The organism is Citrobacter youngae (assembly GCF_003818115.1).
Classification (GTDB): Bacteria; Pseudomonadota; Gammaproteobacteria; order Enterobacterales; family Enterobacteriaceae; genus Citrobacter; species Citrobacter youngae.
In genome coordinates, this window is sequence record NZ_RPOI01000016.1 from 413,522 (window position 1) to 439,402 (window position 25,881).

General features: G+C 50.4%; 26 protein-coding genes. 17 read left to right on the forward strand and 9 right to left on the reverse strand.

The features are described 5' to 3' along the window. Positions 1–544 precede the first annotated feature (544 nt). The 3 genes from EHN13_RS15100 to EHN13_RS15110 all read left to right on the forward strand — a co-directional run bounded on the left by EHN13_RS15100 (position 545) and on the right by EHN13_RS15110 (position 2,180). The gene (locus EHN13_RS15100) at positions 545–787 is read left to right on the forward strand and encodes a hypothetical protein (protein ID WP_124021664.1); all 243 of its coding nucleotides are present in this window, start codon (positions 545–547) and stop codon (positions 785–787) included. Between the two features lie 10 nt (positions 788–797). Next, on the forward strand, positions 798–1,148 hold the full coding sequence (locus EHN13_RS15105) for a hypothetical protein (RefSeq protein ID WP_124021665.1): 351 nt from the start codon (positions 798–800) through the stop codon (positions 1,146–1,148). Positions 1,149–1,325: 177 nt separating this feature from the next. Then, positions 1,326–2,180: an aldo/keto reductase gene (locus EHN13_RS15110; protein WP_124021666.1), complete on the forward strand. Its 855-nt coding sequence runs from the start codon at positions 1,326–1,328 to the stop codon at positions 2,178–2,180. A gap of 98 nt (positions 2,181–2,278) precedes the next feature. Here EHN13_RS15110 and EHN13_RS15120 read toward each other — a convergent pair whose 3' ends face one another. Beyond that, entirely contained in the window at positions 2,279–3,163 is an 885-nt protein-coding gene (locus tag EHN13_RS15120) for a D-hexose-6-phosphate mutarotase (protein ID WP_124021667.1), read from the reverse strand. A gap of 83 nt (positions 3,164–3,246) precedes the next feature. Next, positions 3,247–4,242, reverse strand: a complete 996-nt coding sequence (gapA, locus tag EHN13_RS15125) for a glyceraldehyde-3-phosphate dehydrogenase (RefSeq protein ID WP_124021668.1) — start codon at positions 4,240–4,242, stop codon at positions 3,247–3,249. A 341-nt stretch (positions 4,243–4,583) separates the two neighbouring features. Here gapA and msrB point away from each other — a divergent pair, with 341 nt between their 5' ends. Both msrB and EHN13_RS15135 read left to right on the forward strand, forming a co-directional pair. Continuing rightward, the gene (msrB, locus tag EHN13_RS15130; protein WP_061067757.1) at positions 4,584–4,997 is read left to right on the forward strand and encodes a peptide-methionine (R)-S-oxide reductase MsrB; all 414 of its coding nucleotides are present in this window, start codon (positions 4,584–4,586) and stop codon (positions 4,995–4,997) included. Positions 4,998–5,039: 42 nt separating this feature from the next. Next, positions 5,040–5,315 carry a YeaC family protein gene (locus tag EHN13_RS15135; protein ID WP_048211919.1) on the forward strand — a complete coding sequence of 92 codons (276 nt, stop codon included), beginning with the start codon at positions 5,040–5,042 and terminating at the stop codon, positions 5,313–5,315. 44 nt (positions 5,316–5,359) lie between these two features. Here the strand turns inward: EHN13_RS15135 and yajD are convergent, their stop codons facing one another. Further along, a complete protein-coding gene (yajD, locus tag EHN13_RS15140) occupies positions 5,360–5,704 on the reverse strand; it encodes an HNH nuclease YajD (RefSeq protein ID WP_003030690.1) in 345 nt (114 codons plus the stop codon). 94 nt (positions 5,705–5,798) lie between these two features. After that, positions 5,799–7,052: a chitinase ChiD gene (gene chiD, locus EHN13_RS15145; RefSeq protein WP_116360183.1), complete on the reverse strand. Its 1,254-nt coding sequence runs from the start codon at positions 7,050–7,052 to the stop codon at positions 5,799–5,801. Between the two features lie 296 nt (positions 7,053–7,348). On the opposite strand from chiD, the gene EHN13_RS15150 reads away from it, so the two are divergent. The 8 genes from EHN13_RS15150 (at position 7,349) to EHN13_RS15185 (ending at position 16,093) form a co-directional block, all read left to right on the forward strand. Then, positions 7,349–8,425 carry a zinc-binding dehydrogenase gene (locus tag EHN13_RS15150; protein ID WP_101741742.1) on the forward strand — a complete coding sequence of 359 codons (1,077 nt, stop codon included), beginning with the start codon at positions 7,349–7,351 and terminating at the stop codon, positions 8,423–8,425. Between the two features lie 27 nt (positions 8,426–8,452). Beyond that, complete coding sequence (locus EHN13_RS15155) at positions 8,453–9,832, forward strand: MFS transporter (protein ID WP_124021669.1); 1,380 nt, start codon at positions 8,453–8,455, stop codon at positions 9,830–9,832. Between the two features lie 17 nt (positions 9,833–9,849). Continuing rightward, on the forward strand, positions 9,850–10,893 hold the full coding sequence (locus tag EHN13_RS15160) for an NAD(P)-dependent alcohol dehydrogenase (RefSeq protein ID WP_101741741.1): 1,044 nt from the start codon (positions 9,850–9,852) through the stop codon (positions 10,891–10,893). A 24-nt stretch (positions 10,894–10,917) separates the two neighbouring features. Continuing rightward, positions 10,918–11,754, forward strand: coding sequence for a ketose-bisphosphate aldolase (locus EHN13_RS15165; RefSeq protein WP_124021670.1), 837 nt, complete (start codon positions 10,918–10,920; stop codon positions 11,752–11,754). A 4-nt stretch (positions 11,755–11,758) separates the two neighbouring features. Further along, the gene (locus tag EHN13_RS15170; RefSeq protein WP_048211913.1) at positions 11,759–12,706 is read left to right on the forward strand and encodes a carbohydrate kinase family protein; all 948 of its coding nucleotides are present in this window, start codon (positions 11,759–11,761) and stop codon (positions 12,704–12,706) included. A 9-nt stretch (positions 12,707–12,715) separates the two neighbouring features. Next, the gene (gene ydjG, locus EHN13_RS15175; protein ID WP_124021671.1) at positions 12,716–13,699 is read left to right on the forward strand and encodes an NADH-dependent methylglyoxal reductase; all 984 of its coding nucleotides are present in this window, start codon (positions 12,716–12,718) and stop codon (positions 13,697–13,699) included. 136 nt (positions 13,700–13,835) lie between these two features. Beyond that, positions 13,836–14,594, forward strand: coding sequence for a DeoR/GlpR family DNA-binding transcription regulator (locus EHN13_RS15180; protein ID WP_124021672.1), 759 nt, complete (start codon positions 13,836–13,838; stop codon positions 14,592–14,594). A gap of 140 nt (positions 14,595–14,734) precedes the next feature. After that, positions 14,735–16,093, forward strand: a complete 1,359-nt coding sequence (locus EHN13_RS15185; RefSeq protein ID WP_124021673.1) for an MFS transporter — start codon at positions 14,735–14,737, stop codon at positions 16,091–16,093. 37 nt (positions 16,094–16,130) lie between these two features. On the opposite strand, the gene pncA is transcribed toward EHN13_RS15185, so the two are convergent. Genes pncA through sppA form a run of 3 tightly spaced genes read right to left on the reverse strand, consistent with a single transcriptional unit; the run spans position 16,131 to position 19,712 of the window. After that, complete coding sequence (gene pncA, locus EHN13_RS15190) at positions 16,131–16,769, reverse strand: bifunctional nicotinamidase/pyrazinamidase (protein ID WP_124021674.1); 639 nt, start codon at positions 16,767–16,769, stop codon at positions 16,131–16,133. A 14-nt stretch (positions 16,770–16,783) separates the two neighbouring features. Next, positions 16,784–17,800, reverse strand: a complete 1,017-nt coding sequence (gene ansA / locus EHN13_RS15195) for an asparaginase (protein ID WP_003030673.1) — start codon at positions 17,798–17,800, stop codon at positions 16,784–16,786. Between the two features lie 55 nt (positions 17,801–17,855). After that, positions 17,856–19,712 carry a signal peptide peptidase SppA gene (gene sppA, locus EHN13_RS15200; RefSeq protein WP_124021675.1) on the reverse strand — a complete coding sequence of 619 codons (1,857 nt, stop codon included), beginning with the start codon at positions 19,710–19,712 and terminating at the stop codon, positions 17,856–17,858. Between the two features lie 174 nt (positions 19,713–19,886). Between sppA and EHN13_RS15205 the strand changes: the two genes are divergently transcribed. The 3 genes from EHN13_RS15205 (at position 19,887) to EHN13_RS15215 (ending at position 23,546) form a co-directional block, all read left to right on the forward strand. Next, positions 19,887–20,438, forward strand: coding sequence for an NAD(P)H nitroreductase (locus EHN13_RS15205; RefSeq protein ID WP_061067766.1), 552 nt, complete (start codon positions 19,887–19,889; stop codon positions 20,436–20,438). 116 nt (positions 20,439–20,554) lie between these two features. After that, the gene (gene selD / locus EHN13_RS15210) at positions 20,555–21,598 is read left to right on the forward strand and encodes a selenide, water dikinase SelD (RefSeq protein WP_124021676.1); all 1,044 of its coding nucleotides are present in this window, start codon (positions 20,555–20,557) and stop codon (positions 21,596–21,598) included. 4 nt (positions 21,599–21,602) lie between these two features. Then, entirely contained in the window at positions 21,603–23,546 is a 1,944-nt protein-coding gene (locus EHN13_RS15215) for a DNA topoisomerase III (protein WP_124021677.1), read from the forward strand. Positions 23,547–23,635: 89 nt separating this feature from the next. On the opposite strand, the gene gdhA is transcribed toward EHN13_RS15215, so the two are convergent. Further along, on the reverse strand, positions 23,636–24,979 hold the full coding sequence (gene gdhA, locus EHN13_RS15220; RefSeq protein ID WP_101741733.1) for an NADP-specific glutamate dehydrogenase: 1,344 nt from the start codon (positions 24,977–24,979) through the stop codon (positions 23,636–23,638). 236 nt (positions 24,980–25,215) lie between these two features. On the opposite strand from gdhA, the gene EHN13_RS15225 reads away from it, so the two are divergent. Next, on the forward strand, positions 25,216–25,491 hold the full coding sequence (locus EHN13_RS15225) for a YnjH family protein (protein ID WP_101741732.1): 276 nt from the start codon (positions 25,216–25,218) through the stop codon (positions 25,489–25,491). On the opposite strand, the gene EHN13_RS15230 is transcribed toward EHN13_RS15225, so the two are convergent. Continuing rightward, positions 25,451–25,864, reverse strand: a complete 414-nt coding sequence (locus tag EHN13_RS15230; RefSeq protein WP_124021678.1) for a pyrimidine (deoxy)nucleoside triphosphate diphosphatase — start codon at positions 25,862–25,864, stop codon at positions 25,451–25,453. The two genes, EHN13_RS15225 and EHN13_RS15230, sit on opposite strands and share 41 nt — an antisense overlap. Positions 25,865–25,881 lie beyond the last annotated feature (17 nt).

Below are 25,881 nucleotides of genomic sequence, written 5' to 3' on the forward strand. Positions count from 1 at the left end.
CGGGCTTTTTTATGCCTGACGGGAATGAATGTTGATCTCAAGCATGAGAATTCACGATTTCTGCTGATTCTGCCTTATGCGATGCTGCAACGAATAATTAACGTGTTTTACCTGGTGTAGTTACCAAAAAGGAACGTATTATTTAATTAGTCTGATATCGATTTTCTTACAGCGTAAGAAATACAGGTGTCGCAGAACCAATCATCGTTAGCGACTAACAAAATCTACTACGGCAATATACTGAAAATGCACTGTTTTGTTATTACTCCTGGATCTCAATTAACCTTGCAAAACGTGTTGAAAATATCTGATAACTATTTTTATCGTTTAATTTAACCATGAAAGTCATCTTTCATGTGAAAACTAAAAAACAAAACGTTTAATTTTATTTTACATTCTTTAGGTAATTATCTGAAAAAATTAAAATTGACATTAAATATTCTATTGCAGATATTACTCAAACTTTGAAAATAGTGAGCGTAATTCTTTCTTGCAGAAATATAATCTGCGATGAAGGTTTTTGAGAATAAACCTGGTATAGATAATGAAAAAATTAATCATGATAGCTGTGATGGGTGGGGTTCTGGCGGGTTGTTCTACCGAGGCCTCTCGCATGAATGACTGTGAGAACAAGGGCGTCAGTCGGGATGCATGCTACGTTGTTGAGCAGAATCGTCAGGCTACAATCAATGCTGCAGCGGAAAAACAGGCTATGGAAAATGCACAGAACCTGTACATCACAAATGACTGTAATTCCAGCCATCATCATAATCACAATAAATATTAAGGTTTTACTCATGAATAAATTAATTATTACCGCTGCGCTGGTGGCATCAACTGTTGTCCCTGCTCATGCTATTAGCGAGGCTTACCGTCGTCAGTTGCAACATGATCATAAAACCATGGTTAGTGAAGCGAATGTTCCGGTTAACGCCAGTATGGTAAAATCTATACATGTGAATAAACTGGGGGTTGATTTTAAACGTGGTACCGATGGCATTGCCTACATTAATGGTAGCCCGGCAGCCAATGATGAAAATAATGCAGATGCGCAAACTTACAGTGCAGGCCTGACTTCGGTTATTGTGTATAAGAACGGAAAAATAAACGCCATGAAAGAAGGTAAATATTTAGGCCGTTTAAAATAATCTCTGTACAGCTAACAAGTTATCTGTCTGAGCCCGGAAATAAATACTGTTCCCGGGTTTTTTATTGTGTCTGATTAACGACGAGCCCTCCAAACGAGGATGGTGCAATTTGTGCACCATCACAGGACACATCACCCATGTTTTGCTTTACTGTGGTGCATGTGCTCAGGGGGAACTATGACAGTAAAACAAGTGATGTTTACAAAACAGGTATCACTTCCTGCTATTGGGCAGGGAACATGGAACATGGGGGAGAACCCCTGCCGTCGTCGTGATGAAGTCTCGACGTTGCAGGCTGGCCTGGATCTGGGGCTGCGTCTGATTGATACGGCAGAAATGTATGCTGATGGTGCAGCAGAAGAGATTGTTGGCGAAGCCTTAGCGGGACGGCGCGATGGTGCATTTTTGGTTTCAAAAGTTTATCCGTGGAATGCCGGAGGCCAGAAAGCGATTGCTGCCTGTGAAGGCAGTCTGCGCCGGCTGAAAACCGACTATCTGGATCTCTATTTGCTGCACTGGACGGGGGACTTTACTTATGAAGAAACCGTCAGCGCCATGGAAAAACTCATCGCTCAGGGGAAAATTCGTCGGTGGGGTGTTTCGAATCTCGATTATGACGAGATGCAGGCGCTATGGCAGGTTGCAGGTGGACGACAATGCGCCACTAACCAGGTGCTATATCATTTAGCGTCGCGCGGCATTGAATATGACTTGCTGCCGTGGTGTCAGCAGCAGCAGATGCCGGTCATGGCATACAGTCCGCTGGCCCAGGCGGGACGGTTGCGCCGTGGTCTGCTCACTCATTCGGTGATTAGCGACATTGCACGTGCACACGATGCCAGTACCGCCCAGATCTTGCTGGCGTGGGTTATTCGTCAACCGGGCGTGATCGCGATTCCAAAAGCGGCAAGCGTAGCGCATGTCGAACAAAATGCCGCCGCGCTGAATATCACGCTCTCGGTTGATGAACTGAAGTTGTTAGATGAGGCATATCCGGCGCCAAAAGGTAAAACGGCGCTGGATATGGCCTGATTTGCCTGATGGCGCTGCGCTTATCAGGCCTACGGCTACGAGCGGTTTGTAGGCCGGATAAGGCGTCAGCCGCATCCGGCATGATGCGCAGAGTTGTCTTAGCGTTTAGCCACACGAATAGTCTGCGCGAGGCGAGATGGTTTTTCTTCGGTGGTTTTCTGCGGAGCGGTCGCGTAAGCCGTTTCTACACAAACAAACGTTTTGTAACCGTCATCCGGCATGTCGCCCATGCTAATGGACAGCGCCGGACCCGGGTTCCAGCCGACAACGTTCAGATGGTGGTGGTGCACGACATCGATATTGCGATTCAACGCATCATCATGAATCACGCTGCACGCTTCCGGATTCAGATAGACACGATCGGTGCGGTCCGGGAAGGTCTGAATGCCGTCAGCCAGCACATCTTCTTTCGCATCGTTCACTTTATCGATCAGGCGATCGCCAAGACCACTGACTTTCACTGCGGCAATATCACCCACGTTGAAGTAGGTATGCAGTGCGGAGGTGGTTTCAAACTCACCGTGGGCTTCCAGTTCGATTTCACAGGTAGCACCGACCTTAAAGCGGGCAAGCAGGGTAAAGTCGTGTGGCCATAGCTGACGCGTTTCAGCGTTGCTCTGCAGTTCAAACGTCAACACCACGCCATTGTCGTCTTCGTTATGCGCTTTCAGCGTCCATGGCAGGTTACGGGCAAAACCATGCGAAGGCAAACCCTGTTGAGCCGCCGGGCCAAACCACGGCCAGCAAATGGGGACGCCGCCACGCAGCGCTACGCCTGTTTTGAACGGGGTATTGTTACTGAGCCACAGGACTTCCTCTTCGCCGTTTGGTTTCCAGGAAAGAAGATGTGCGCCCTGTAGCGCGAAAGAAGCTTTAACCTGTGGGTGATCGATAACAAGAACCTCAAGTTCATCAAGCTGACGGCGGGAGAGGACAGGGGTAAGCTGTTCAATGACCGGGAGAGCGAAAATTTTGTTAATCATGATGCAATCCTTGGTATATAAATATTTTGGTCATAAAAAAAGGCGACCGAAGTCGCCTTTTTGGATCAGATACTCATCTCAACTTATTTGGAGATGTGAGCAATCAGGTCCAGAACTTTGTTGGAGTAGCCGGTTTCGTTGTCGTACCAGGATACCAGTTTCACGAAGTTGTCGTTCAGTGCGATACCAGCTTTAGCATCGAACACGGAAGTGCAAACTTCACCGTTGAAATCGGTAGATACGACGTCGTCTTCGGTGTAACCCAGAACGCCTTTCATCGGGCCTTCGGAAGCAGCTTTGATTGCTTTCTTAATTTCTTCATAAGAAGCAGCTTTTTCCAGACGAACGGTCAGGTCAACAACGGATACGTTCGGGGTAGGAACGCGGAACGCCATACCGGTCAGTTTGCCGTTCAGTTCTGGCAGTACTTTACCTACAGCTTTAGCAGCACCGGTAGAGGACGGGATGATGTTCTGGGATGCGCCGCGGCCGCCGCGCCAGTCTTTGTGAGACGGGCCATCAACGGTTTTCTGAGTAGCGGTGGTCGCGTGAACAGTCGTCATCAGACCTTCGATGATGCCGAAGTTGTCGTTGATAACTTTAGCCAGCGGAGCCAGGCAGTTAGTGGTGCAGGAAGCGTTAGAAACGATGTCCTGACCTTCATATTTGTCAAAGTTTGCGCCTTTAACAAACATCGGCGTGTTATCTTTGGACGGACCAGTCAGAACCACTTTTTTCGCGCCAGCAGTGATGTGCTTACGAGCAGTTTCGTCTGTCAGGAACAGGCCAGTAGCTTCAGCAACTACGTCAACACCAACTTCGTCCCATTTCAGGTTAGCCGGATCACGTTCAGCGGTAACACGGATTTTTTTACCGTTTACGATCAGATGACCGTCTTTCACTTCAACGGTACCGTTGAAACGGCCGTGAGTGGAGTCATATTTCAGCATGTAAGCCATGTAGTCAGCGTCTAACAGGCCGTTGATTGCAACGATCTCGATGTCAGAGCGTTCTTGAGCAGCACGGAAAACAATGCGACCGATACGGCCAAAACCGTTGATACCTACTTTGATAGTCATATATTCCACCAGCTATTTGTTAGTGAATAAAAGGTTGCCTGTAAAATTACAAAAACCTTACGCAGCGTCAAGCGGAATCGTGTCAATCATTGCGACAAATCAATCTGCTGCCTAAGCTTTGCGCAACTGACTCGCCTCACTCTTCCTTTGGGCTTGAAACCACATGGGGTCGGCGGCCCGAATTTTAAAGGGCAATTAAGATAAAAACGTGATTCTTATCACGAATTGCAGGCTGCCATTTCGCAAGGATCAAGTTTAGAACAAAAGTTCGCACTCCGGTGTTAATGTTTTGTTAGAATCTGTCTCGCAATGTGAGTTTAGATAAAGTGAGATGTGAGCAAATGGCTAATCAACCTTCTCCAGAAGAACTGAAAAAAAATTTAACCGAAATGCAGTTCTACGTGACGCAGAATCACGGGACAGAACCGCCATTTACCGGGCGTTTGCTGCATAACAAGCGTGACGGCATCTACCACTGTCTGATCTGCGACAAACCGCTATTTCGTTCCGAGACAAAATATGACTCTGGCTGCGGCTGGCCCAGCTTTTACGAGCCCGTCAGTGAAGAGGCTATCCGTTACATAAAAGATACTTCACATGGTATGCAGCGCATTGAAATTCGCTGTGGTAACTGTGATGCGCACCTCGGACACGTTTTTCCGGATGGTCCGAAACCTACCGGTGAACGTTACTGCGTTAACTCAGCGTCTTTGAACTTCACCGATGGTGAAAACGGCGAGCAAACCAAGGGCTAAAGAAACGATTCAGCAAATTATTCTACGCAGAGTGGATTTAACATGAATCTTGATGAGATGATCAACAGCATGACGCCGGAAGTTTATCAGCGCTTATCGACTGCCGTTGAACTCGGAAAATGGCCGGATGGCGTGGCACTAACGGCAGAACAAAAAGAGAACAGCTTACAGCTGGTGATGTTATGGCAAGCGCGAAACAATATTGACGCACAGCATATGACGATCGATACCAATGGTGAGATGGTGATGAAGAGTAAGCAGCAGCTAAAAATGGAATTTGGGATTACGCCCGAACCGATTGCGACGTTTAAATCCTGATTAACCTGGCCCGGCAAACATCGGTGTCGGGCCCGCAGTTGATGTTATTTCTTGTTCATCATCGCCTTCAGATCGGCAAACGGATTGTATTTCGCCTCGCCGACGTCTTTCTGCGCATCTTCCCCCGCCACTACAGTGGAACCATACTGATCCACCTCAGTGTATTTCGAATGCTCATGATCGTGACAGTACAGGCACAACATCTCCCAGTTGCTGCCATCTTCCGGGTTATTGGAGTGATCGTGATCGATGTGATGTACCGTCAGCTCGCGCAAATTTGAATACACGAACTCACGGGAACAACGTCCACAAACCCAGGGGAAGAGCTTTAGCGCCTTTTCCCGGTATCCGACTTCCAGACGGGCGTAATTTTTAGGGATAAAAGCCATAAAAGCGCATGCCTCCAGTAGAAAATGAAGAGCTGCGCCAAAGGCTGGCGCAGCAGAATGGGCTAATCATAACCTATTGTGTCAGGCGTTGGGATCAGTGTTTGATGCCTAACGAATCGGCTAACTGCTTCGCCAACTGGTTTTGGTCATCTGCACCGTATTCCCAGAACATGGCACCTCCCAATCCTTTGCTCTTGATGTAGTCAGCCTTGATCGCTACCGAGCGCGGGTTTTCATAAGAGAGGGCAAAAAGTGCTTTTCCATCTGCAGACTGCACCGAGAGCCACGGCACTTTTGCTTCATCATCCCAATGTTGGCTAAAGCGTTTTTGCGGATCGTTGATCAACTTCGCCACAATATCGTTGTACTTCACATAGGTATCTTTGCTCAGATCGACGCCCAGTGATTTGAACAACTCAATTTGCGCAGGCTCGAAATAGGGCTGGGTAACAGGATTTTTCTGCGCGTCAGGTTTGCTCCAGTCAATACCTGGCTCAACGGCGCGTTTTGGTACGCGTCCATAAAAACCGATGCCCAGGTTCATCTGACTCGCTTTTAGACCAGCGGCAAGGTAGTTGTCGACGACAAAATTGGCGCTGTACCTATCCGCTGCGGCGACCGTTGGCCACTGTGTCGAATCGTACAGATTCGAGTTGAAATACTGAGTACCGTAGGCCATGTCATAGGTCATCAGGTTGATGTAATCGAGCGATGGCGCAATGGCTTTCACATCCACCCAGCTTTTCGGACTTTCCGCATTCGCACCCACGGCGATGGTTAGCAGTTTTTTATGACCCAACGCGGCACGCAGCTCTGTTAACAGCGCGGTAAAGTTCGCGCGGTCGGCTGGCTGGCTTTCAACCAGTCCCCAGGCGCCGTTGACCGGATATTCCCAGTCAAGGTCGATGCCATCCAGTCCATATTTCGCAATTATCTCCTGCGCAGACTGAATAAACACCGCGCGCGATTCTTTCGTTGCGGCAGCCCCAGAGAATCCGCGTGCGCCCCAGCCGCCGACGGAAAGCAGAACTTTCAGGTTCGGATTCTGTTTACGCAGCTGTGGAATTTTCAGCAAATCATCCTGCACTTTCTGTGAAAGCCAAATTTGATGGAGCTTGCTGGCATCTTTTAAGGCGTCATTGGTCTCGTCTTTTTCATTGTTATAGACAAGGCCAAATGAATAGTTGAGATGGGTTATCTGGCGAACATCCAGTTTATTGATATCGCCACCAGGACCCGCGGTGACGTCACCACCGCCATTGAAGTAGCCAACAGACATCAGCGAACTGGCGGAAACAACGCTCGCGCAGAGCAGGGGTAATGCTGCCAACAAAGGCAAAAGTTTCATCGGTGTTCCTCTTTGACATTTAAACAAGCAAACACGCCACGGAAATGGCGTGGCGAAAAAAACAGCACTTGCAGGTTAACAGTTTCATAACAGAAAAAATGCGAAGGGGTTCACGGCATTTTAGCCAAGCGGCTGCAATGTGCCGTTGGCTTTCGATTCAATCTGGCACTTATTTGTGATCTAAGTTGTGAAATGCAGATCATAATCTGTGTTTTAAAGATTTTGTGTTGACCTCAAAAATTATATGGATAAGTATGATGCCAGGTGATGCAAAACTAAACACAAAGGAAAATTCAATGAAAGCACTGGCAAGATTTGGCAAGGCCTTTGGCGGCTACAAAATGATTGATGTCCCGGAACCGGTATGCGGCCCGGATGACGTAGTGATTGAAATCAAAGCGGCGGCTATCTGCGGCGCGGACATGAAACACTACAATGTTGATAGCGGATCTGATCAATTTAACTCCATCCGCGGCCATGAGTTCGCCGGTAAAATTGTCCGCGTTGGCGACAAAGTTAAGGACTGGAAAATCGGTCAGCGAGTGGTTTCTGACAACAGCGGGCACGTCTGTGGCGTTTGTCCGGCTTGCGAACAAGGTGATTTTCTTTGTTGTACAGAAAAAGTGAATTTAGGTCTGGATAACAATACCTGGGGAGGTGGGTTTTCGAAATATTGTCTGGTTCCTGGGGAGATCCTCAAAATTCACCGTCATGCGCTGTGGGAAATCCCAACAGGCGTTGATTATGAAGAGGCGGCTGTACTCGACCCCATCTGCAATGCCTACAAATCTATCGCTCAGCAATCCAAATTTCTTCCGGGTCAGGATGTAGTGGTTTTTGGTACCGGCCCGCTGGGACTTTTTTCGGTACAAATGGCGCGCATTATGGGGGCCGTTAATATCGTGATGGTCGGGCTGGAAGACGATGTCGCAGTGCGTTTCCCGATAGCCAAAGAAATGGGGGCCACGGCTGTCGTCAACGGTTCGACCGAAGATGTGGTTGCGCGCTGCCAGGAAATCTGCGGTAAAGACAACCTGGGACTGGTTATCGAATGCTCCGGCGCCAATATCGCCCTTAAACAATCGATCGAAATGTTGCGCCCGAATGGTGAAGTCGTTCGCGTGGGCATGGGCTTTAAACCTCTCGATTTTTCTATTAACGACATCACTGCGTGGAATAAAAGCATCATTGGTCATATGGCCTACGATTCCACTTCCTGGCGCAATGCTATTCGCCTGCTCGCTAGCGGTGCGATAAAAGTCAAACCGATGATCACTCACCGTATCGGCTTATCGCAATGGCGAGAAGGTTTTGACGCGATGGTCGATAAGACTGCGATTAAGGTCATCATGACCTACGACTTTGATGAATAACTCCATTTATTAAAGGAAGGTTCCCGGATGGAACAAATAGCAAAACCGCACTGCGGCGCGAGGTTGGACAGGCTGCCTGACTGTCGCTGGCATACGTCAATGTTTGCCATGGTTGCCTTCGGATTACTGGTTTGCTGGAGTAATGCCGTCGGCGGATTAATTCTCGCGCAGTTAAAAGAACTTGGCTGGACTGATAATTCCACCACCGCCACATTCTCTGCCATTACGACGGCTGGAATGTTTCTCGGTGCGCTCGGCGGGGGAATTATTGGCGATAAAATCGGGCGTAAAAACGCATTTATTCTGTATGAAGCGATTCATATTATTTCTATGATCGTGGGTGCGTTTTCACCCAATATGAACTTTCTGATCGCCTGCCGTTTTGTAATGGGAGTTGGATTAGGCGCGCTGCTGGTCACCTTATTTGCCGGGTTTACCGAATATATGCCTGGCAGAAATCGTGGTACATGGTCGAGTCGGGTCTCGTTTATCGGCAACTGGTCTTACCCGCTCTGTTCGCTGATTGCGATGGGGCTGACGCCACTTATCAGCGCAGAATGGAACTGGCGCGTACAGCTGTTGATTCCAGCGGTGCTGTCGCTCATAGCTACTGTTATTGCCTGGCGCAGTTTCCCCGAGTCGCCTCGCTGGCTGGAGTCTCGCGGGCGCTACCAGGAAGCCGAAAAGGTGATGCGGGCAATTGAAGAAGGTGTCATTCGACAGACCGGTAAGCCACTGCCGCCAGTCGTGATAAAGGATGATGGCAAACAACCGCGTTCTGTACCGTACTCCGCCTTATTAACAGGTGTATTGCTGAAGCGGGTTATTTTGGGTTCTTTTGTTCTGATTGCCATGAACGTCGTTCAGTACACCTTAATTAACTGGCTACCGACAATATTTATGACTCAGGGTATTAATCTGAAAGACTCCATTGTCTTAAATACCATGAGCATGTTCGGTGCGCCGTTTGGGATTTTTATCGCCATGCTGGTCATGGATAAAATTCCGAGAAAAACAATGGGTGTGGGGTTATTAGTGTTAATTGCTGTACTGGGTTATATCTATTCGCTGCAAACCAGTATGCTGTTAATTACATTAATCGGTTTTTTCCTGATTACCTTTGTTTATATGTATGTTTGTTATGCCTCCGCTGTCTATGTTCCGGAAATATGGCCAACCGAAGCGAAACTTCGCGGTTCGGGACTGGCCAACGCGGTCGGGCGTGTCAGTGGTATCGCCGCACCTTATGCAGTCGCAGTATTACTTAATGGTTACGGCGTGACAGGGGTGTTTGTACTGCTAGGTGCGGTCTCCATTATTGTCGCCATTGCTATTGCTACCATCGGAATTGAAACCAAAGGCGTCTCTGTCGAAAGTCTCGGGATTGATGCAGTCACCAGCAAATAATATTGACGGGAAATAAAATGAAAAACTCGAAAGCGATATTAAAAACGCCGGGCACGATGAAAATCATCGCCGCCGATATTCCGGTGCCCAATGAGCATGAAGTGCTGATCAAAGTTGAATACGTTGGCATTTGCGGTTCAGATGTTCATGGATTTGAATCAGGTCCTTTTATTCCGCCGAAAGATCCTCATCAGGAAATTGGTCTGGGGCATGAATGCGCCGGTACGGTGGTGGCGGTAGGGAACCGTGTAACCAAATTTAAACCGGGTGATCGGGTGAATATTGAACCCGGTGTACCGTGTGGTCACTGCCGCTACTGCCTGGAAGGGAAATACAACATCTGCCCTGACGTCGATTTTATGGCTACGCAACCCAACTATCGCGGCGCGCTAACCCACTATCTGTGTCATCCAGAGAGTTTCACCTACAAATTGCCCGATAACATGGACACCCTGGAAGGTGCGTTGGTGGAACCTGCGGCGGTGGGTATGCATGCTGCAATGCTGGCAGACGTTAAACCGGGTAAGAAAATCGTCATTCTGGGGGCGGGGTGTATTGGTTTAATGACTCTGCAAGCGTGTAAATGTTTGGGCGCAACCGAGATCGCGGTGGTTGATGTGCTGGAAAAACGTCTGGCGATGGCCGAACAGCTCGGGGCGACAACGGTTATCAACGGTGCAAAAGAGGACACTATTGTCCGCTGCCAGCAGTTCTCTGGTGATATGGGCGCGGACATTGTTTTCGAAACCGCCGGTTCAGCGATCACTGTTAAGCAGGCGCCGTATCTGGTGATGCGCGGCGGGAAAATAATGATCGTCGGTACAGTACCTGGTGATTCCGCAATTAATTTCCTAAAAATTAACCGTGAAGTGTCTATTCAGACCGTTTTCCGTTACGCCAACCGTTATCCGGTTACTATTGAAGCCATCTCCTCCGGTCGGTTCGATGTGAAATCGATGGTGACGCATATTTACGATTATGCAGATGTTCAGCGCGCGTTTGATGAATCCGTTAATAACAAAAGCGAAATTATTAAAGGCGTAATTAAAGTAAATCATTAATTTATCGCAAAGGGAGAAATAACTATGCTGGCAGATATTAAATATTGGGAAAATGATGCCCAAAATAAACATTATGCGATTGCTCACTTTAACGTGTGGAATGCAGAAATGCTAATGGGGGTGATTGATGCGGCGGAAGAGTCGAAATCGCCGGTGATTATCTCCTTCGGTACTGGTTTTGTGGGGAATACCTCGTTCGAAGATTTTTCGTACATGATGGTTTCAATGGCTAAAAAGGCCTCGGTTCCAGTTATTACCCACTGGGATCACGGCCGCAGCATGGAGATTATCCATAACGCCTGGACTCATGGCATGAATTCGCTGATGCGTGATGCCTCTGCCTTTGATTTCGAAGAGAATATTCGTCTGACAAAAGAGGCCGTGGATTTTTTCCATCCACTGGGTATTCCGGTCGAAGCTGAACTGGGCCATGTGGGCAATGAAACGGTGTACGAAGAAGCACTGGCGGGTTATCACTATACCGATCCGAACCAGGCGGCGGAATTTGTCGAGCGTACCGGCTGTGACTCACTGGCGGTGGCGATTGGTAACCAGCACGGCGTCTACACCTCCGAACCGAAACTGAATTTCGACGTGGTTAAACGCGTGCGCGAAGCCGTATCCGTTCCACTGGTACTGCATGGTGCGTCGGGTATCAGCGATGCGGATATCAAAAAAGCCATTTCATTAGGTATCTCTAAAATCAACATTCACACCGAACTGTGCCAGGCTGCGATGGTGGCAGTGCAGGAGAACCAGGACCAGCCGTTCCTGCACGTTGAACGTGAAGTACGTAAAGCCGTAAAAGCGCGCGCGCTGGAGAAAATCAAATTGTTTGGTTCAGACGGTAAAGCGGAATGACAACATGGATAATATCGAGGTTATTTGTATAGGGGCTGCTATTGTTGATATTCCTTTACAGCCTGTGAGTAAAAATATCTTTGATGTTGACTCTTATCCGTTAGAACGAATAGCGATGACAACCGGCGGTGACGCAATTAACGAAGCGACAATTATTTCTCGTCTCGGTCATCGTACAGCGTTAATGAGCCGGGTTGGGGCTGATGCAGCAGGTCATTTTATTCTCGACCACTGTCGTCGGGAGAATATAGATATTCAGAGCCTGAAGCAGGATGCCGCAATTGATACATCTATTAACGTGGGATTAGTCACCGCCGATGGCGAGCGTACTTTTGTGACTAACCGTAACGGCAGCCTGTGGAAGCTGAATATCAGCGATGTTGATTTTGACCGTTTCTCTCAAGCAAAGCTGCTGTCGCTGGCGAGTATTTTTAATAGCCCGTTACTGGACGGCGATGCACTGACGGCAATTTTCACTCAGGCGAAAGCGCATCGGTTAATTATCTGCGCGGATATGATTAAACCACGACTGAATGAAACGCTGGACGATATCCGTGAAGCGCTGAGCTACGTGGATTATCTGTTTCCCAATTTTGAAGAGGCAAAACTGCTCACCGGGAAAGAGACGCTGGATGACATTGCCGACAGTTTTCTGAACTGTGGCGTGAAAACCGTCGTGATTAAGACCGGCAAGAGAGGCTGCTTTATCAAGCGTGTCGATATGAAAATCGAGGTTCCAGCCGTTTCGGGAATTACCGCCATCGACACTATCGGCGCGGGAGACAATTTCGCCTCGGGATTTATTTCCGCGCTGCTTGAAGGCAAAACACTGCGTGAGTGCGCGCTGTTTGCTAACGCAACGGCAGCCATATCGGTTTTGAGCGTAGGGGCCACGACGGGTGTGAAGAACAGAAAGCTGGTTGAACAACTTCTCGATGAATATGAAGGATAATAGCGGCAGATGAAAATGATTCCTTTAGGCAGTACGGATATTACGCTTTCCCGCATGGGATTAGGTACCTGGGCGATTGGTGGCGGTCCGGCGTGGAACGGCGATCTCGACCTGCAGGTCTGTATCGATACCATTGTTGAGGCGCATCGCTGCGGTATTAATCTGATTGATACCGCGCCAGGCTACAACTTTGGCAACAGTGAAGTGATTGTCGGTCAGGCGCTGAAAAAGCTGCCGCGTAACGATATCGTTGTTGAAACCAAATGCGGCATCGTCTGGGAGCGAACAGGCAGCCTGTTTAACAAAGTGGGCGATCGCCAGCTGTATAAAAACCTCACGCCTGAGTCGATTCGCGAAGAGGTTGATGCCAGCCTGCAAAGATTGGGTATCGACAGTATTGATATCTATATGACCCACTGGCAGTCGGTCGAACCCTGTTTTACGCCGATTGCGGAAACCGTAGACACGCTGAACGCACTGAAAAAAGAGGGGAAAATCCGTTCGATTGGTGCGGCGAACGTCAATGCCGGGCATATCAGGGAGTATCTCAAACACGGTGAGCTGGATATCATCCAGGCCAAGTACAGCATTCTTGACCGGGCGCTGGAAGCTGAACTGCTGCCGCTATGCCAGCAGAATGGCATCATCGTGCAGGTATATTCACCGCTCGAGCAGGGGTTGTTGACCGGTACTATCGCCAGAGATTATGTCCCTGGCGGCGCGCGGGCTAACAAGGTCTGGTTTCAGCGGGAAAATATGCTGCGGGTGATTGATATGCTAGAGCAGTGGCAGCCGCTGTGTGAAAAATACCGCTGCACAATCCCCGCACTAGCTCTGGCGTGGATTTTAAAGCAAAGCGATTTGATCACCTTACTGAGTGGCGCAACCGCACCTGAACAGGTTCGCGAGAATGTCGAGGCGTTAACCATTCCCCTGACAGATGATGATTCATTATTGATGAGGCGAATGGCGGAAGCGTTGGATATAAATTAATTCAGATAGGATTGACCTCTGTTTCTGTGTAAAAGAGTATTAAAATCTGTGATTCAGACATGTTCTTTTGAAAATAAATATAGCCTGTGAGATACTAGGGTCTTATTATTACTTTGCAGGAAACAGAGGTATCATCGTGGCGGCAAAAGACAGGATCCAGGCCATTAAGCAAATGGTGGCTAACGATAAGAAAGTGGCGGTATCTAATTTAAGTTCAATCTTTCAGGTGACTGAGGAAACGATTCGCCGCGATCTTGAAAAACTGGAAGATGAAGGTTTTTTGACCCGAACATATGGCGGTGCAGTGCTCAATACCACCGCGTTGTCCGACAATATTCATTTTTATAAGCGTGCAAAATCTTTTTTCGAAGAAAAGCAGATCATTGCACGTAATGCATTACCGTTTATTAAAAATAAGACCACCATGGCTGCTGACTCCAGCAGTACCGCGATGGAATTATTAAAGCTGTTGAAGGAAAGAAACGATCTGACGTTGCTTACCAATTCGGCTGAAGCATTTCATGAGCTGGCGCAGTCGGAAATTAACGTGGTTTCTACCGGCGGTGAGCTGAATAAGAATACGCTGTCGCTGCAGGGAAGAATCACCAAGGAGATTATCAGCCGCTATCATGTGGATATCATGGTGATGAGCTGCAAAGGTTTGGATATGCAGAGTGGGGCGCTTGATTCTAATGAAGCGGAAGCGGAAATCAAAAAAACCATGATCCGCCAGGCGACTGAGGTGGCCCTGTTAGTTGATCACTCAAAGTTTGATCGTAAAGCTTTCGTTCAGCTCGTGGACTTTAGCCATATTAATTACCTAATAACCAATAAGGCACCGGGTGCAGAGTGGGTTGCATTTTGCAAAGAGAATAATATTCAACTCGTTTATTAACTATAACGAGGGTTGTGTCGATATTATTTTAGTTTGCACCTGGGAAATGCCATAAGAATCTAATGATGATGGATAGCGCGGAAAAATTGCTTCTGCCGCGATCGCCATACTTTCTATTTAGCTGAATTTGAGGCATCCAGATGGAACAATGTGACCCTATCGGCGCAAGATTAGATCGCTTACCTTTATCTCGATTTCATTTTCGTATTTTCGGCATTATTAGTTTTAGTTTGTTAATAACCGGTTTTCTCAGCTATTCCGGGAATGTGGTATTAGCAAAATTAGTCAGCACTGGCTGGTCAAACAATTATCTCAATGCCGCGTTTACCTCCGCGCTGATGTTCGGCTACTTTATCGGTTCACTAGCCGGTGGCTTTATTGGTGATTATCTCGGTCGACGCAAAGCGTTCCGCATCAATTTGTTAATCGTCGGGGCCTCAGCCTGCGCTGCAACGTTTGTGCCCAACATGTACTGGCTTATCTTCTTCCGCTGTCTGATGGGGATTGGAATGGGGGCGCTAATTATGGTGGGCTATGCCTCATTTACAGAATTCATTCCACCCGCGGTACGTGGGAAATGGTCTGCCCGTCTGTCATTTGTCGGCAACTGGGCACCAATGCTATCTGCGGCAATTGGCGTTGTGATCATTGCACTTTTAAGCTGGCGGGTGATGTTTCTGCTCGGTGGCATGGCAATGCTGTTGGCCTGGTATCTGTCGGGAAAATACTATATTGAATCCCCACGTTGGCTGGCTGGCAAAGGGCAGAGAAGCGAAGCTGAAAAACATCTTATGCAGGTTGAATCGCAAATTGAGATAGAAAAAAACATCACTTTACCATCCTGCCGGAACGAATGCTCGTCGGCGGATTTAAGCACGGCATGTGGTTCATTTTGGCTCTTGTTTAAGGGGCCAATGTTGCGCTGTACACTGGTGGCGATCACGGTGCTTATCGCAATGAATATTTCGCTCTACACCATTACGGTATGGATCCCGACGATATTTGTTAATTCGGGAATCGATGTAACGAAATCCATATTTATGACCGCGATAATTATGATTGGCGCGCCAGTTGGGATATTTATTGCCGCGTTAATTATCGATCGCTTTCCACGACGATTGTTTGGTTCATTCTTGTTGATTATTATCGCGCTGCTCGGCTATTTCTATTCACTTCAAACTGAAGAGTGGGCCATTCTGAGCTACGGGCTGGTGATGATTTTTTTTCTGTATATGTATGTCTGCTTTGCCTCTGCAGTTTATGTCCCGGAACTATGGCCCACGCACCTTAGATTGAGAGGATCAGGTTTTGTGAATGCGGTGGGAAGGATTGTCGCTGTGTTTACGCCCTATGGCGTCGCTATTTTGTTGACCCGCTATGGCTCCGTTACGGTCTTTATCGTGTTAGGAGTAATGTTGGTTCTATGCGCGCTGATTCTTTTTTGTTTTGGCATCGAAACACGCAAAGTATCGCTGGAAGAGATTTCAGCGCTGGCCTGAGATAACGCGCCGACAGGAGTGACCCTGTCGGCATCGCTTACGGCTGTGTTTCCAGCCAGTCGTCCAACGTATACAGCGTTGCGCCCGCCGCCGACATTTCTATAAAGGCGTTTGCACTGTCCTGGGGTTGGATATTGACGCCACGACAGCCGTCGGTAATAACGCTGACGGTGTAGCCAAGATCGAGCGCATCCAGTACGGTGAATTTAACGCAATAGTCGGTTGCCAGACCCATGATGATGAGTTCGGCAATGCGGCGTTCGAGTAGCCATGCATTCAGCGCGGTAGCCTGACGACGACCGTTATCAAAAAACGCACTATAGCTGTCGACCAGCGGGTTCTCACCTTTAGTGAACGTTTGAGTTATCGCATGCTGGTTCAGCAGCGGATGCAGGGCTGCACCTGCGCTGTTTTGTACGCAATGATCGGGCCAGAACGTCTGCGCCAGGCCATCGAGTTGTCCCTGACTGTAGGGGGCAACCTGATGCTGGCTGGCAAAGCTGCCGTGATTAGCCGGGTGCCAGTCCAGGCTGGCAACGACGGTGTCACCGCGTACGGCACACCAGTCAATCAGACGGTTGGCAATATCGATTGTGCTGTCACCTTGTGGGACCGCGAGGGCACCACCGGCACAAAAGTCATTTTGTAAATCGACCAACAGTAAGGCTCGGGCCATGGGCATAGACTCCTTTAATCGTCAGGCGTGAGCTCACCACGCAGATTTTGCGTCATCGCTTCACGGATCGTCTGCGTATCCAGTCCCTGACTCAGCAAATAGTGCAGTTTGGTGAGTGTGGCTTCGACGGTCATATCCGCGCCGCCAATCACGCCAGCATGCGCCAGCGCATTGCCTGTCGCGTAGCCCCCCATGTTCACCTTGCCGGACATACACTGCGTAAGGTTCACCACCACAATGCCACGCGAACTCGCATCTTCAAGTTCTTTCAGGAACTCTTTATTCTGCGGTGCATTCCCCACGCCGTAGGAGCGCAAAATTAATGCTTTTACAGGTTGGCGCAGGAAGTTGCGTACTACATCAGCGGAGATCCCAGGATAAATGGTGACCACGCCAATCGGTTGCGGAGTGATAGGATGCACAATCAACTCACCTGTGCCGTGAGGTGCGGGCGGTGTTCCCAGCCGACGAATGTGGATCCCGGCTTCCAGCAGTGGTGCAAGGTTGGGTGAGGCAAACGCGTCAAAACCATCAGCATGCGCTTTAGTGGTCCGGTTGCCGCGAAACAATCGATTGTTGAAAAACAGGGTAACTTCATTGATCGGGTAATTTGCTGCAACGTACAACGCATTCAGCAAATTGATTTGTCCGTCAGAACGTAGCTCTGCTAATGGGATTTGTGACCCTGTCACAATGACCGGCTTGCCCAGATTCTCCAGCATAAAAGAGAGCGCCGAAGCCGTAAACGCCATGGTATCGGTGCCGTGCAGAATGACAAAACCATCGTAATCGTCGTAGTGCGCTTTAATATCTTCCGCAATATGCTGCCAGTCTTCCGGCGTCATATCGGAGGAATCCATCAGCGGGGCGTATTCGTGGATGGTGAAGTCTGGCATCTCCGGGCGGTGGAATTCAGGCATCAATGCCAGCTGGCGCTGCAGGTGACCGGAAACGGGAATATAACCCTGTTCTGAGCGCTGCATACCAATGGTACCGCCGGTATAGGCAACGTAAATTGATTTTTTCTGCATGACTTTTCTTCTGTCTCAAAGAAAACCCCTCTTCATCCCGAAGAGGGGTCAATAGTTAGCGAACGTTGGCGCAGGTCAGGCAAAACGCATAGCGGTTTTGCGGATCGTTGAATGCGGCCAGCTTATCGCTTTCGGCTTTTACTGCACTGGCCGCAGAGGCCAGCGGTGGCGGGAGCATAGCCTGAATGGCGTCAGGCAGCATGGCACGAACGGAGCCAGACATGCTGTCCATCACCATATCAACGAATGTTGGTTCGTCCTGATAATACTCAATGTGCCACTGTTTCAGTTTGCCAAGCTCAGCCGCTTTCGCGACGGCGTCGTCAAAATCACCGAGGCTGTCTACCAGACCGTTGGCTTTCGCATCCTGACCGGTCCAGACGTGGCCCTGCGCGATTTTGTCAATCTGCTCAGGCGTTGTCTTACGCGCATCCGCAACCAGCGTGATAAAGCGTTTGTAGCCGTTCTCGATGCTAAGTTGCATCATTTGCTGCACTTCCGGCGGTAACGCTTTGGTGATGGAGATATCCGCCAGTGGGGATGTCGCCACGCCGTCGGTGTGTACGCCAATGGAATCCAGACTGTTTTCTACCGTGTTGATAACACCAAAGATGCCGATGGAGCCGGTCAGGGTGCTGGGGTTTGCCACGATGTAGCTGGCAGGCGTAGAGATCCAGTACCCACCAGAGGCCGCCATGCCGCCCATGGAAACGACAACCGGTTTGCCCGCCGCTTTTGCCGCTGCCAGCTCAGAACGGATTACTTCCGAGGCGCTGACGCTGCCGCCAGGGCTGTTAACGCGCAGAACAATGGCTTTCACTTTCGGATCAAGACGCGCTTCGCGGATCTGTGCGGCAGTGGTATCGCCGCCCACATTCCCAGGGGTTTCTTCACCGTCCATAATCGCGCCATTGGCGAAGATAACGCCAATGCTGTCGCCGGTATCAGCCGGGGTTTTCAGCGTGTAATCGTAGTAGCTGACAGAGCGGTAGTTTTTATCCGCTTTACTCCAGCCAAACTGTTTGGTCAGCATTTTTTCGACTTCAGCGCTGGAGGCGAGTGCATCCACCAGTTTGTTGTCGAGCGCATATTTCGCGGTATCACCATCGACTCTCGTCAATCCGTCAAGCATGGCCTGTGCGCCCGGGAACACCTGCTGCGCAGGGATCTGGCGATTGGCAGCGACCGTGTCGAGATAGTTCTGCCACAGCTCGCCTATCCAGCGGCTGTCGGCTTCACGCGCGGCAGGAGACATATCATCGCGGATAAATGGCTCGACGGCAGACTTATAAGTCCCGACACGGAACACGTGCGTGGAAACTTTCAGCTTGTCGAGCAGGGACTTGTAGTACAAACCGTTGGTGGCAAAGCCGTGCAGATCAACGGAACCCTGTGGAGAGAGGTAAATTTTGTTGGCAAAACTGGCGAGATAATACTGCCCCTGGCTGAAGTTATCGCCTACGGCAAAGACCGGTTTACCGCTGTCGCGGAATTCACGTAGCGCTTTACCGATATACTGCATGGAAGGCTGGTCGGCCCCGGCAAAGTTTTTCAGATCCATCACAATGCCGGTGATGTTGCGATCATCTTTTGCCTGGCGAATAGTATTCACGATATCGAACAGGGAGTTTTCCTGCAGGCGATCGGAACTGGCGCCAAACAGTTGACGACCAATAACGCTTAAGCGACTGGTGCTCGATGGCTTATCGACAATCACCCCCGAGATATCCAGCAACAGTGCGCCTCGCTCAGCATGTTCGCTGGTACTGCTGCTACTGACCTGCATCCAGATACCCACGCCAACCAGCACCAAAAAGATGAAGAACAGGTTAAGCACAAATTCACGGACGAAATTGAGTAATCGCCATGTCCATTTAAAAAATCCGGCAATAAATCGCCACAGGGTTCGCATGTATTCTCCCTACCGATTAACAACACGCCACCCGAAATTCCGGAGAAAGGCGTTAAGATGAGGCTATCGTAATGACCCGGCAGGCACTTGTCAGCAGGAATCGCCGCCTGTGCTGTAACAAAATCCGCCCACGTGTTAATTTTGTGAACAAATATCATTGTTGGAGTTAAGCAAATGGATGCACTCGAATTACTTATCACCCGTCGTAGCGCTTCTCGTCTTGTCGAACCGGCCCCGGCCGGAGAGCAACTGCAAAACATTCTGCGGGCGGGAATGCGCGCACCGGACCACAAGTCGCTACAACCGTGGCAATTTTTTGTGATTGAAGGTGAAGGACGCGAACGCTTTAGTGCCGTGCTTGAAAAAGGCGCGATCGCCGCAGGTAGCGATGAGAAAGCCCAGGAAAAAGCGCGCAGCGCACCGTTTCGCGCGCCGCTGATTATTACCGTGGTGGCGAAATGTGAAGAAAGCGACAAGGTTCCGCTGTGGGAACAGGAAATGTCTGCCGGTTGTGCAGTAATGGCGATGCAGATGGCCGCAATTGCCCAGGGCTTTGGCGGTATCTGGCGCAGCGGCGCATTAACCGAAAGTGCGGTCGTTCGTGAAGCATTCGACTGTCGCCCGCAAGATAAAATCGTCGGTTTCCTCTATCTGGGAACGCCGCAGCTAAAAGCCTCCACGACGATTAACCTTGCCGATCCGAGCGCATTCGTCCGTTATTTCTGATATCAACGGCAAAACTGTCTGGATTATGAGCAAAGAGACCCGAATTCAGACAGTCACTCTTACCACATCATGGAATGAGCGCTACCATATCCGGATTGCAATGACAGGAGATGTCCATGAGCGAGCACGCTATTCGTTTAACGCAATACAGCCACGGAGCCGGTTGCGGTTGTAAAATTTCCCCAAAAGTGCTGGAAACCATCCTGCACAGCGAGCAGGCGAAGTTTGTTGATCCGAACTTACTGGTGGGTAATGAAACTCGCGACGACGCGGCCGTATACGATTTGGGAAACGGCACCAGCGTTATCAGCACCACCGATTTCTTTATGCCGATTGTCGATAATCCGTTTGATTTTGGCCGCATCGCCGCGACTAACGCCATCAGCGATATTTTCGCTATGGGCGGCAAACCGATTATGGCAATTGCTATTCTGGGCTGGCCGCTGGATAAGCTGGCGCCGGAAATCGCCCGCGAAGTCACCGAAGGCGGACGTTTTGCCTGCCGTCAGGCGGGTATTGCGCTGGCGGGCGGCCACTCTATCGATGCCCCAGAGCCTATCTTTGGCCTTGCGGTAACCGGCGTTGTGCCGACCGAACGCGTGAAGAAAAACAGCACCGCAGAGGCAGGGTGTAAGTTATTCCTGACCAAGCCTCTGGGGATTGGCGTTCTGACGACAGCAGAGAAAAAATCACTACTGAAGGAAGAACACAAAGGACTGGCGACAGAAGTGATGTGTCGGATGAACATTGCCGGTGCGGCATTCGCCGATATCGACGGCGTGAAAGCCATGACCGACGTTACCGGTTTTGGTCTGCTGGGGCATCTGAGTGAGATGTGTCAGGGCGCAGGCGTTCAGGCGCAAATCGTCTACCAGGATATTCCTAAGCTGCCTGGCGTTGAAGAATACATCGCGCAGGGTGCGGTACCCGGCGGTACCCAACGTAACTTTGCCAGCTACGGACACCTGATGGGTGAAATGCCGCAATCGGTACGCGATCTGTTGTGCGATCCGCAAACTTCCGGTGGCCTACTGCTGGCGGTAACGCCGGAAGCTGAAGCCGAAGTGAAAGCGGCAGCGGCGCAGTTCGGTATCGATCTCACCGCCATTGGTGAGTTAGTGGACGCTCGTGGCGGTCGCGCCATGGTTGAGATCCGTTAACTCGATGCGGTTGTTTATTGCCGAAAAACCAAGTCTGGCGCGTGCTATCGCCGATGTGCTACCAAAGCCGCATCGCAAAGGCGATGGTTTTATCGAATGCGGAAATGGACAAGTGGTGACCTGGTGTATTGGTCACCTGCTTGAACAGGCGCAGCCGAATGCCTACGACAGTCGTTATGCTCGCTGGAGTCTGGTCGATCTGCCGATCGTCCCGGAAAAGTGGCAACTGCAGCCGCGTCCCTCAGTGACCAAACAACTTAACGTCATTAAGCGCTTTTTGCATGAGGCCAGCGAAGTTATTCACGCCGGTGACCCCGATCGTGAAGGGCAGTTGCTGGTGGATGAAGTGCTGGATTACCTGCAACTGGCGCCTGAAAAGCGCCAGAAGGTGCAGCGTTGCCTGATTAACGACCTCAACCCGCAGGCCGTTGAGCGGGCTATTGAGCGGCTGCGCGCCAACAGTGAGTTTATTCCGCTGTGCGTGTCGGCACTGGCGCGAGCGCGTGCGGACTGGTTGTACGGTATCAATATGACGCGCGCTTACACCATTCTCGGACGTAACGCGGGCTATCAGGGCGTACTTTCGGTCGGGCGCGTACAAACGCCGGTGCTCGGGCTGGTTGTGCGTCGTGATGAAGAGATTGAGAACTTCGTCGCCAAAGACTTCTTCGAAGTGAAAGCGCATATCGTAACGCCCGCCGATGAGCGGTTTACTGCTATCTGGCAGCCGAGCGAAGCGTGTGAGCCGTATCAGGATGAAGAAGGGCGCTTGCTGAATCGCACGCTGGCTGAACACGTGGTGAACCGAATTAACGGTCAACCGGCGATAGTCACCAGCTATAACGATAAACGGGAATCAGAATCCGCGCCGTTGCCGTTCTCGCTGTCGGCGTTGCAGATTGAAGCGGCGAAGCGCTTCGGTTTAAGTGCGCAAAACGTTCTGGATATCTGCCAGAAGTTGTATGAAACCCATAAGTTGATTACCTATCCGCGTTCGGATAGCCGTTATCTGCCGGAAGAGCACTTTGCCGGACGTCATGCGGTACTGAACGCGATTAGCGTCCATGCACCGGATCTGCTCCCGCAACCGGCGGTCAATCCCGATACGCGAAATCGCTGTTGGGACGACAAAAAAGTGGATGCGCACCACGCCATCATTCCTACCGCACGCAGTTCGTCCATCAACCTGAACGATAACGAAGCGAAAATTTACAACCTGATTGCCCGTCAGTATCTGATGCAATTTTGCGCAGATGCGGTATTCAGGAAGTGCGTTATTGAGCTGGATATTGCCAAAGGCAAGTTTGTCGCTAAAGCGCGTTTTCTGGCGGAAGCCGGATGGCGCACGCTGCTCGGCAATAAAGAGCGCGACGAAGATAATGACGGGACGCCGCTGCCGGTGGTGGCAAAAGATGACGAACTGCTGTGCGAAAAAGGCGAAGTGGTTGAACGTCAGACTCAACCACCACGTCACTTTACCGATGCCACGCTGCTGTCAGCGATGACCGGGATTGCGCGATTCGTGCAGGATAAAGATCTGAAAAAGATCCTGCGCGCAACGGATGGTTTAGGTACGGAAGCGACGCGCGCCGGAATTATCGAATTGCTGTTTAAGCGCGGATTCCTGGTGAAAAAAGGGCGGTATATCCATTCGACCGACGCGGGAAAAGCGCTGTTCCACTCGTTGCCAGAAATGGCGACACGCCCGGACATGACCGCGCACTGGGAATCAATCCTGACCCAAATCAGCGAAAAGCAATGTCGCTATCAGGATTTCATGCAGCCGCTGGTGGGGACGCTGTATCAGCTTATCGATCAGGCGCGCAGCACACCGGTACGACGCTTTCGTGGAATTGCTGCACCTGGCGGTAGTGGTGATAAGAAAAAGAGCGCGCCGCGTAAACGCCCGGCGAAAAAAAGCCCGCCATCTGAAGAGGCGGGCGTGTAAGTCTGTAGGCCTGATAAGCGTAGCGTCATCAGGCTTTGCCGGATGCGGCACCTGTGCCTTATCCGGCCTACGGGTCTACAGAGAAGATATTAAATCACACCCTGGCCCAGCATCGCGTCGGCTACCTTCACGAAACCCGCGATGTTGGCGCCACGTACGTAGTTGGTCTGCTTGCTTTCGCCGCCGTATTCAACGCAGGCATGGTGAATATCCAGCATGATGTGGTGCAGGCGCGCATCCACTTTCTCCGCTTTCCAGCCCAGACGTGCGGCGTTCTGCGCCATTTCCAGACCGGATGTGGCGACGCCACCGGCGTTGGCGGCTTTACCCGGTGCGAACAGTACACCTGCCTCGAGGAACAGGTCGGTGGCTTCGATGGTGGTTGGCATGTTCGCACCTTCAGCCACGGCCTTGACGCCGTTGGCGATAAGCATTTGCGCGGCTTCCACATCGAGTTCGTTCTGCGTGGCACACGGCAGGGCGATATCGACCGGAACTGACCACGGTTGTTTGCCTTCCAGGTAGGTCAGGCCAAACTCACGGGCATAATCTGCTACACGACCGTCGCGGCTGTCTTTGATTGCGCACAGACGCGCCAGTTTTTCTTTGGTAAATCCACTTTCGTCAACTACGGTACCGCTGGAATCGGAGGCGGTAACCACCCGCGCGCCAAACTCCATGGCTTTCTCAATGGCGAATTGCGCCACGTTACCGGAGCCAGAAACCGCTACGCGCATGCCTTCAAAGCCCAGTCCATGACGTTTGAGCATCGCTTCGGTGAAGTACACCAGACCGTAGCCGGTGGCTTCCGGGCGGATCAGACTGCCGCCGAAAGAGAGACCTTTACCGGTAAAGACGCAGGCGCTGTTGTTGGACAATTTTTTCATCATCCCGGCCATAAAGCCGACTTCACGGCCGCCCACGCCGATATCGCCCGCCGGAACGTCGGTATCGGGACCTAAATGGCGGAACAGTTCGGTCATCAGCGCCTGGCAGAAACGCATGATTTCGCCTTCGCTTTTCCCTTTCGGATCGAAATCGCTCCCGCCTTTACCCCCGCCCATTGGCAGGGTGGTGAGGGCATTCTTAAACGTCTGTTCGAAGCCAAGGAATTTCAGGATCGACAGGTTCACGGAAGGGTGGAAACGCATACCGCCTTTGTATGGGCCAATGGCAGAGCTAAACTGCACGCGCCATGCGCGGTTGACCTGTACCTGATTGCGATCGTCCAGCCAGACTACGCGGAACTGGATCACGCGCTCCGGTTCAACGAGACGTTCCAGCAATGACATCTGACGATAGCGCGGGTTTTGCTCAAGGAAAGGCCACAGCGTGGTCATTACCTCACGAACGGCTTGCGCGAACTCGGTTTGATGCGGGTCGCGCTTTTGCACATGGTTAAGGAATGACTCCAGAGAACATGTCTGATCCATAGATATAAAAACCTCTTATATATTGATATGGTTATATTTTTGATTTTTGTGTTAAGTGTTGTGCAGTTTTTGACTATAACATCAGCAGTGTGACGAGACGCAAGAAAAAATTAACCTCGCTAAGTAAATTAATATTGCGCCGTGAGTCATAACCAAAAACGATGAGCGAAGGGGCTAAAGTTTCTGCCGATTTATACCGTTATACTGAGCATAAATGTCAGTCAAAAGGAAAGAATATGCGCCGTTTAATCGTGGCAGGAGCGTTGGCACTGGTGTCCAGCGCGACGCTGGCAAATCAGCTTTATCGCCCGGACGTGCAGGTGAATGTCCCGCCGGAAGTGTTCAGCTCCAGCGGTCAGCGGGCGCAGCCATGTAATCAGTGCTGCATTTATCAGGATCAAAACTATTCAGAAGGGGCGGTGATTAAAGCCGATGGCGTGCTGCTACAGTGCCAGCGCGATGAAAAAACCATCAGCACGAATCCGCTGGTCTGGCGGCGTGTGAAAGGATAAACGCTTCTAACAACGGGATATCGGCAGGCGCCAGCGGATAACGCAGCGCCTCTTCGGGTGAACACCAGACGATATCCTGATGCTCATGGGCGTAAAGTGTGCCCTGATAAGCCGGCACGTGCCATGCATGAAGATGTATCAATCGGCCTGACACTTCACGCTGATGGCTGGCGATGTAATTTCCAACGATAGCCTCGATACCCAATTCCTCACGTAATTCACGGACCAGCGCCTGTGGTTGGCTCTCTCCAGGTTCAACCTTGCCGCCCGCAAACTCCCACATGCCTGACTGATCCGCATGCTGCGGACGCTGAGCCAGTAAAATTTTGCCATCACGTTCAATAATAGCGGCGACCACGTCGAGGGTTTTCATTATATTCATCAAGATCT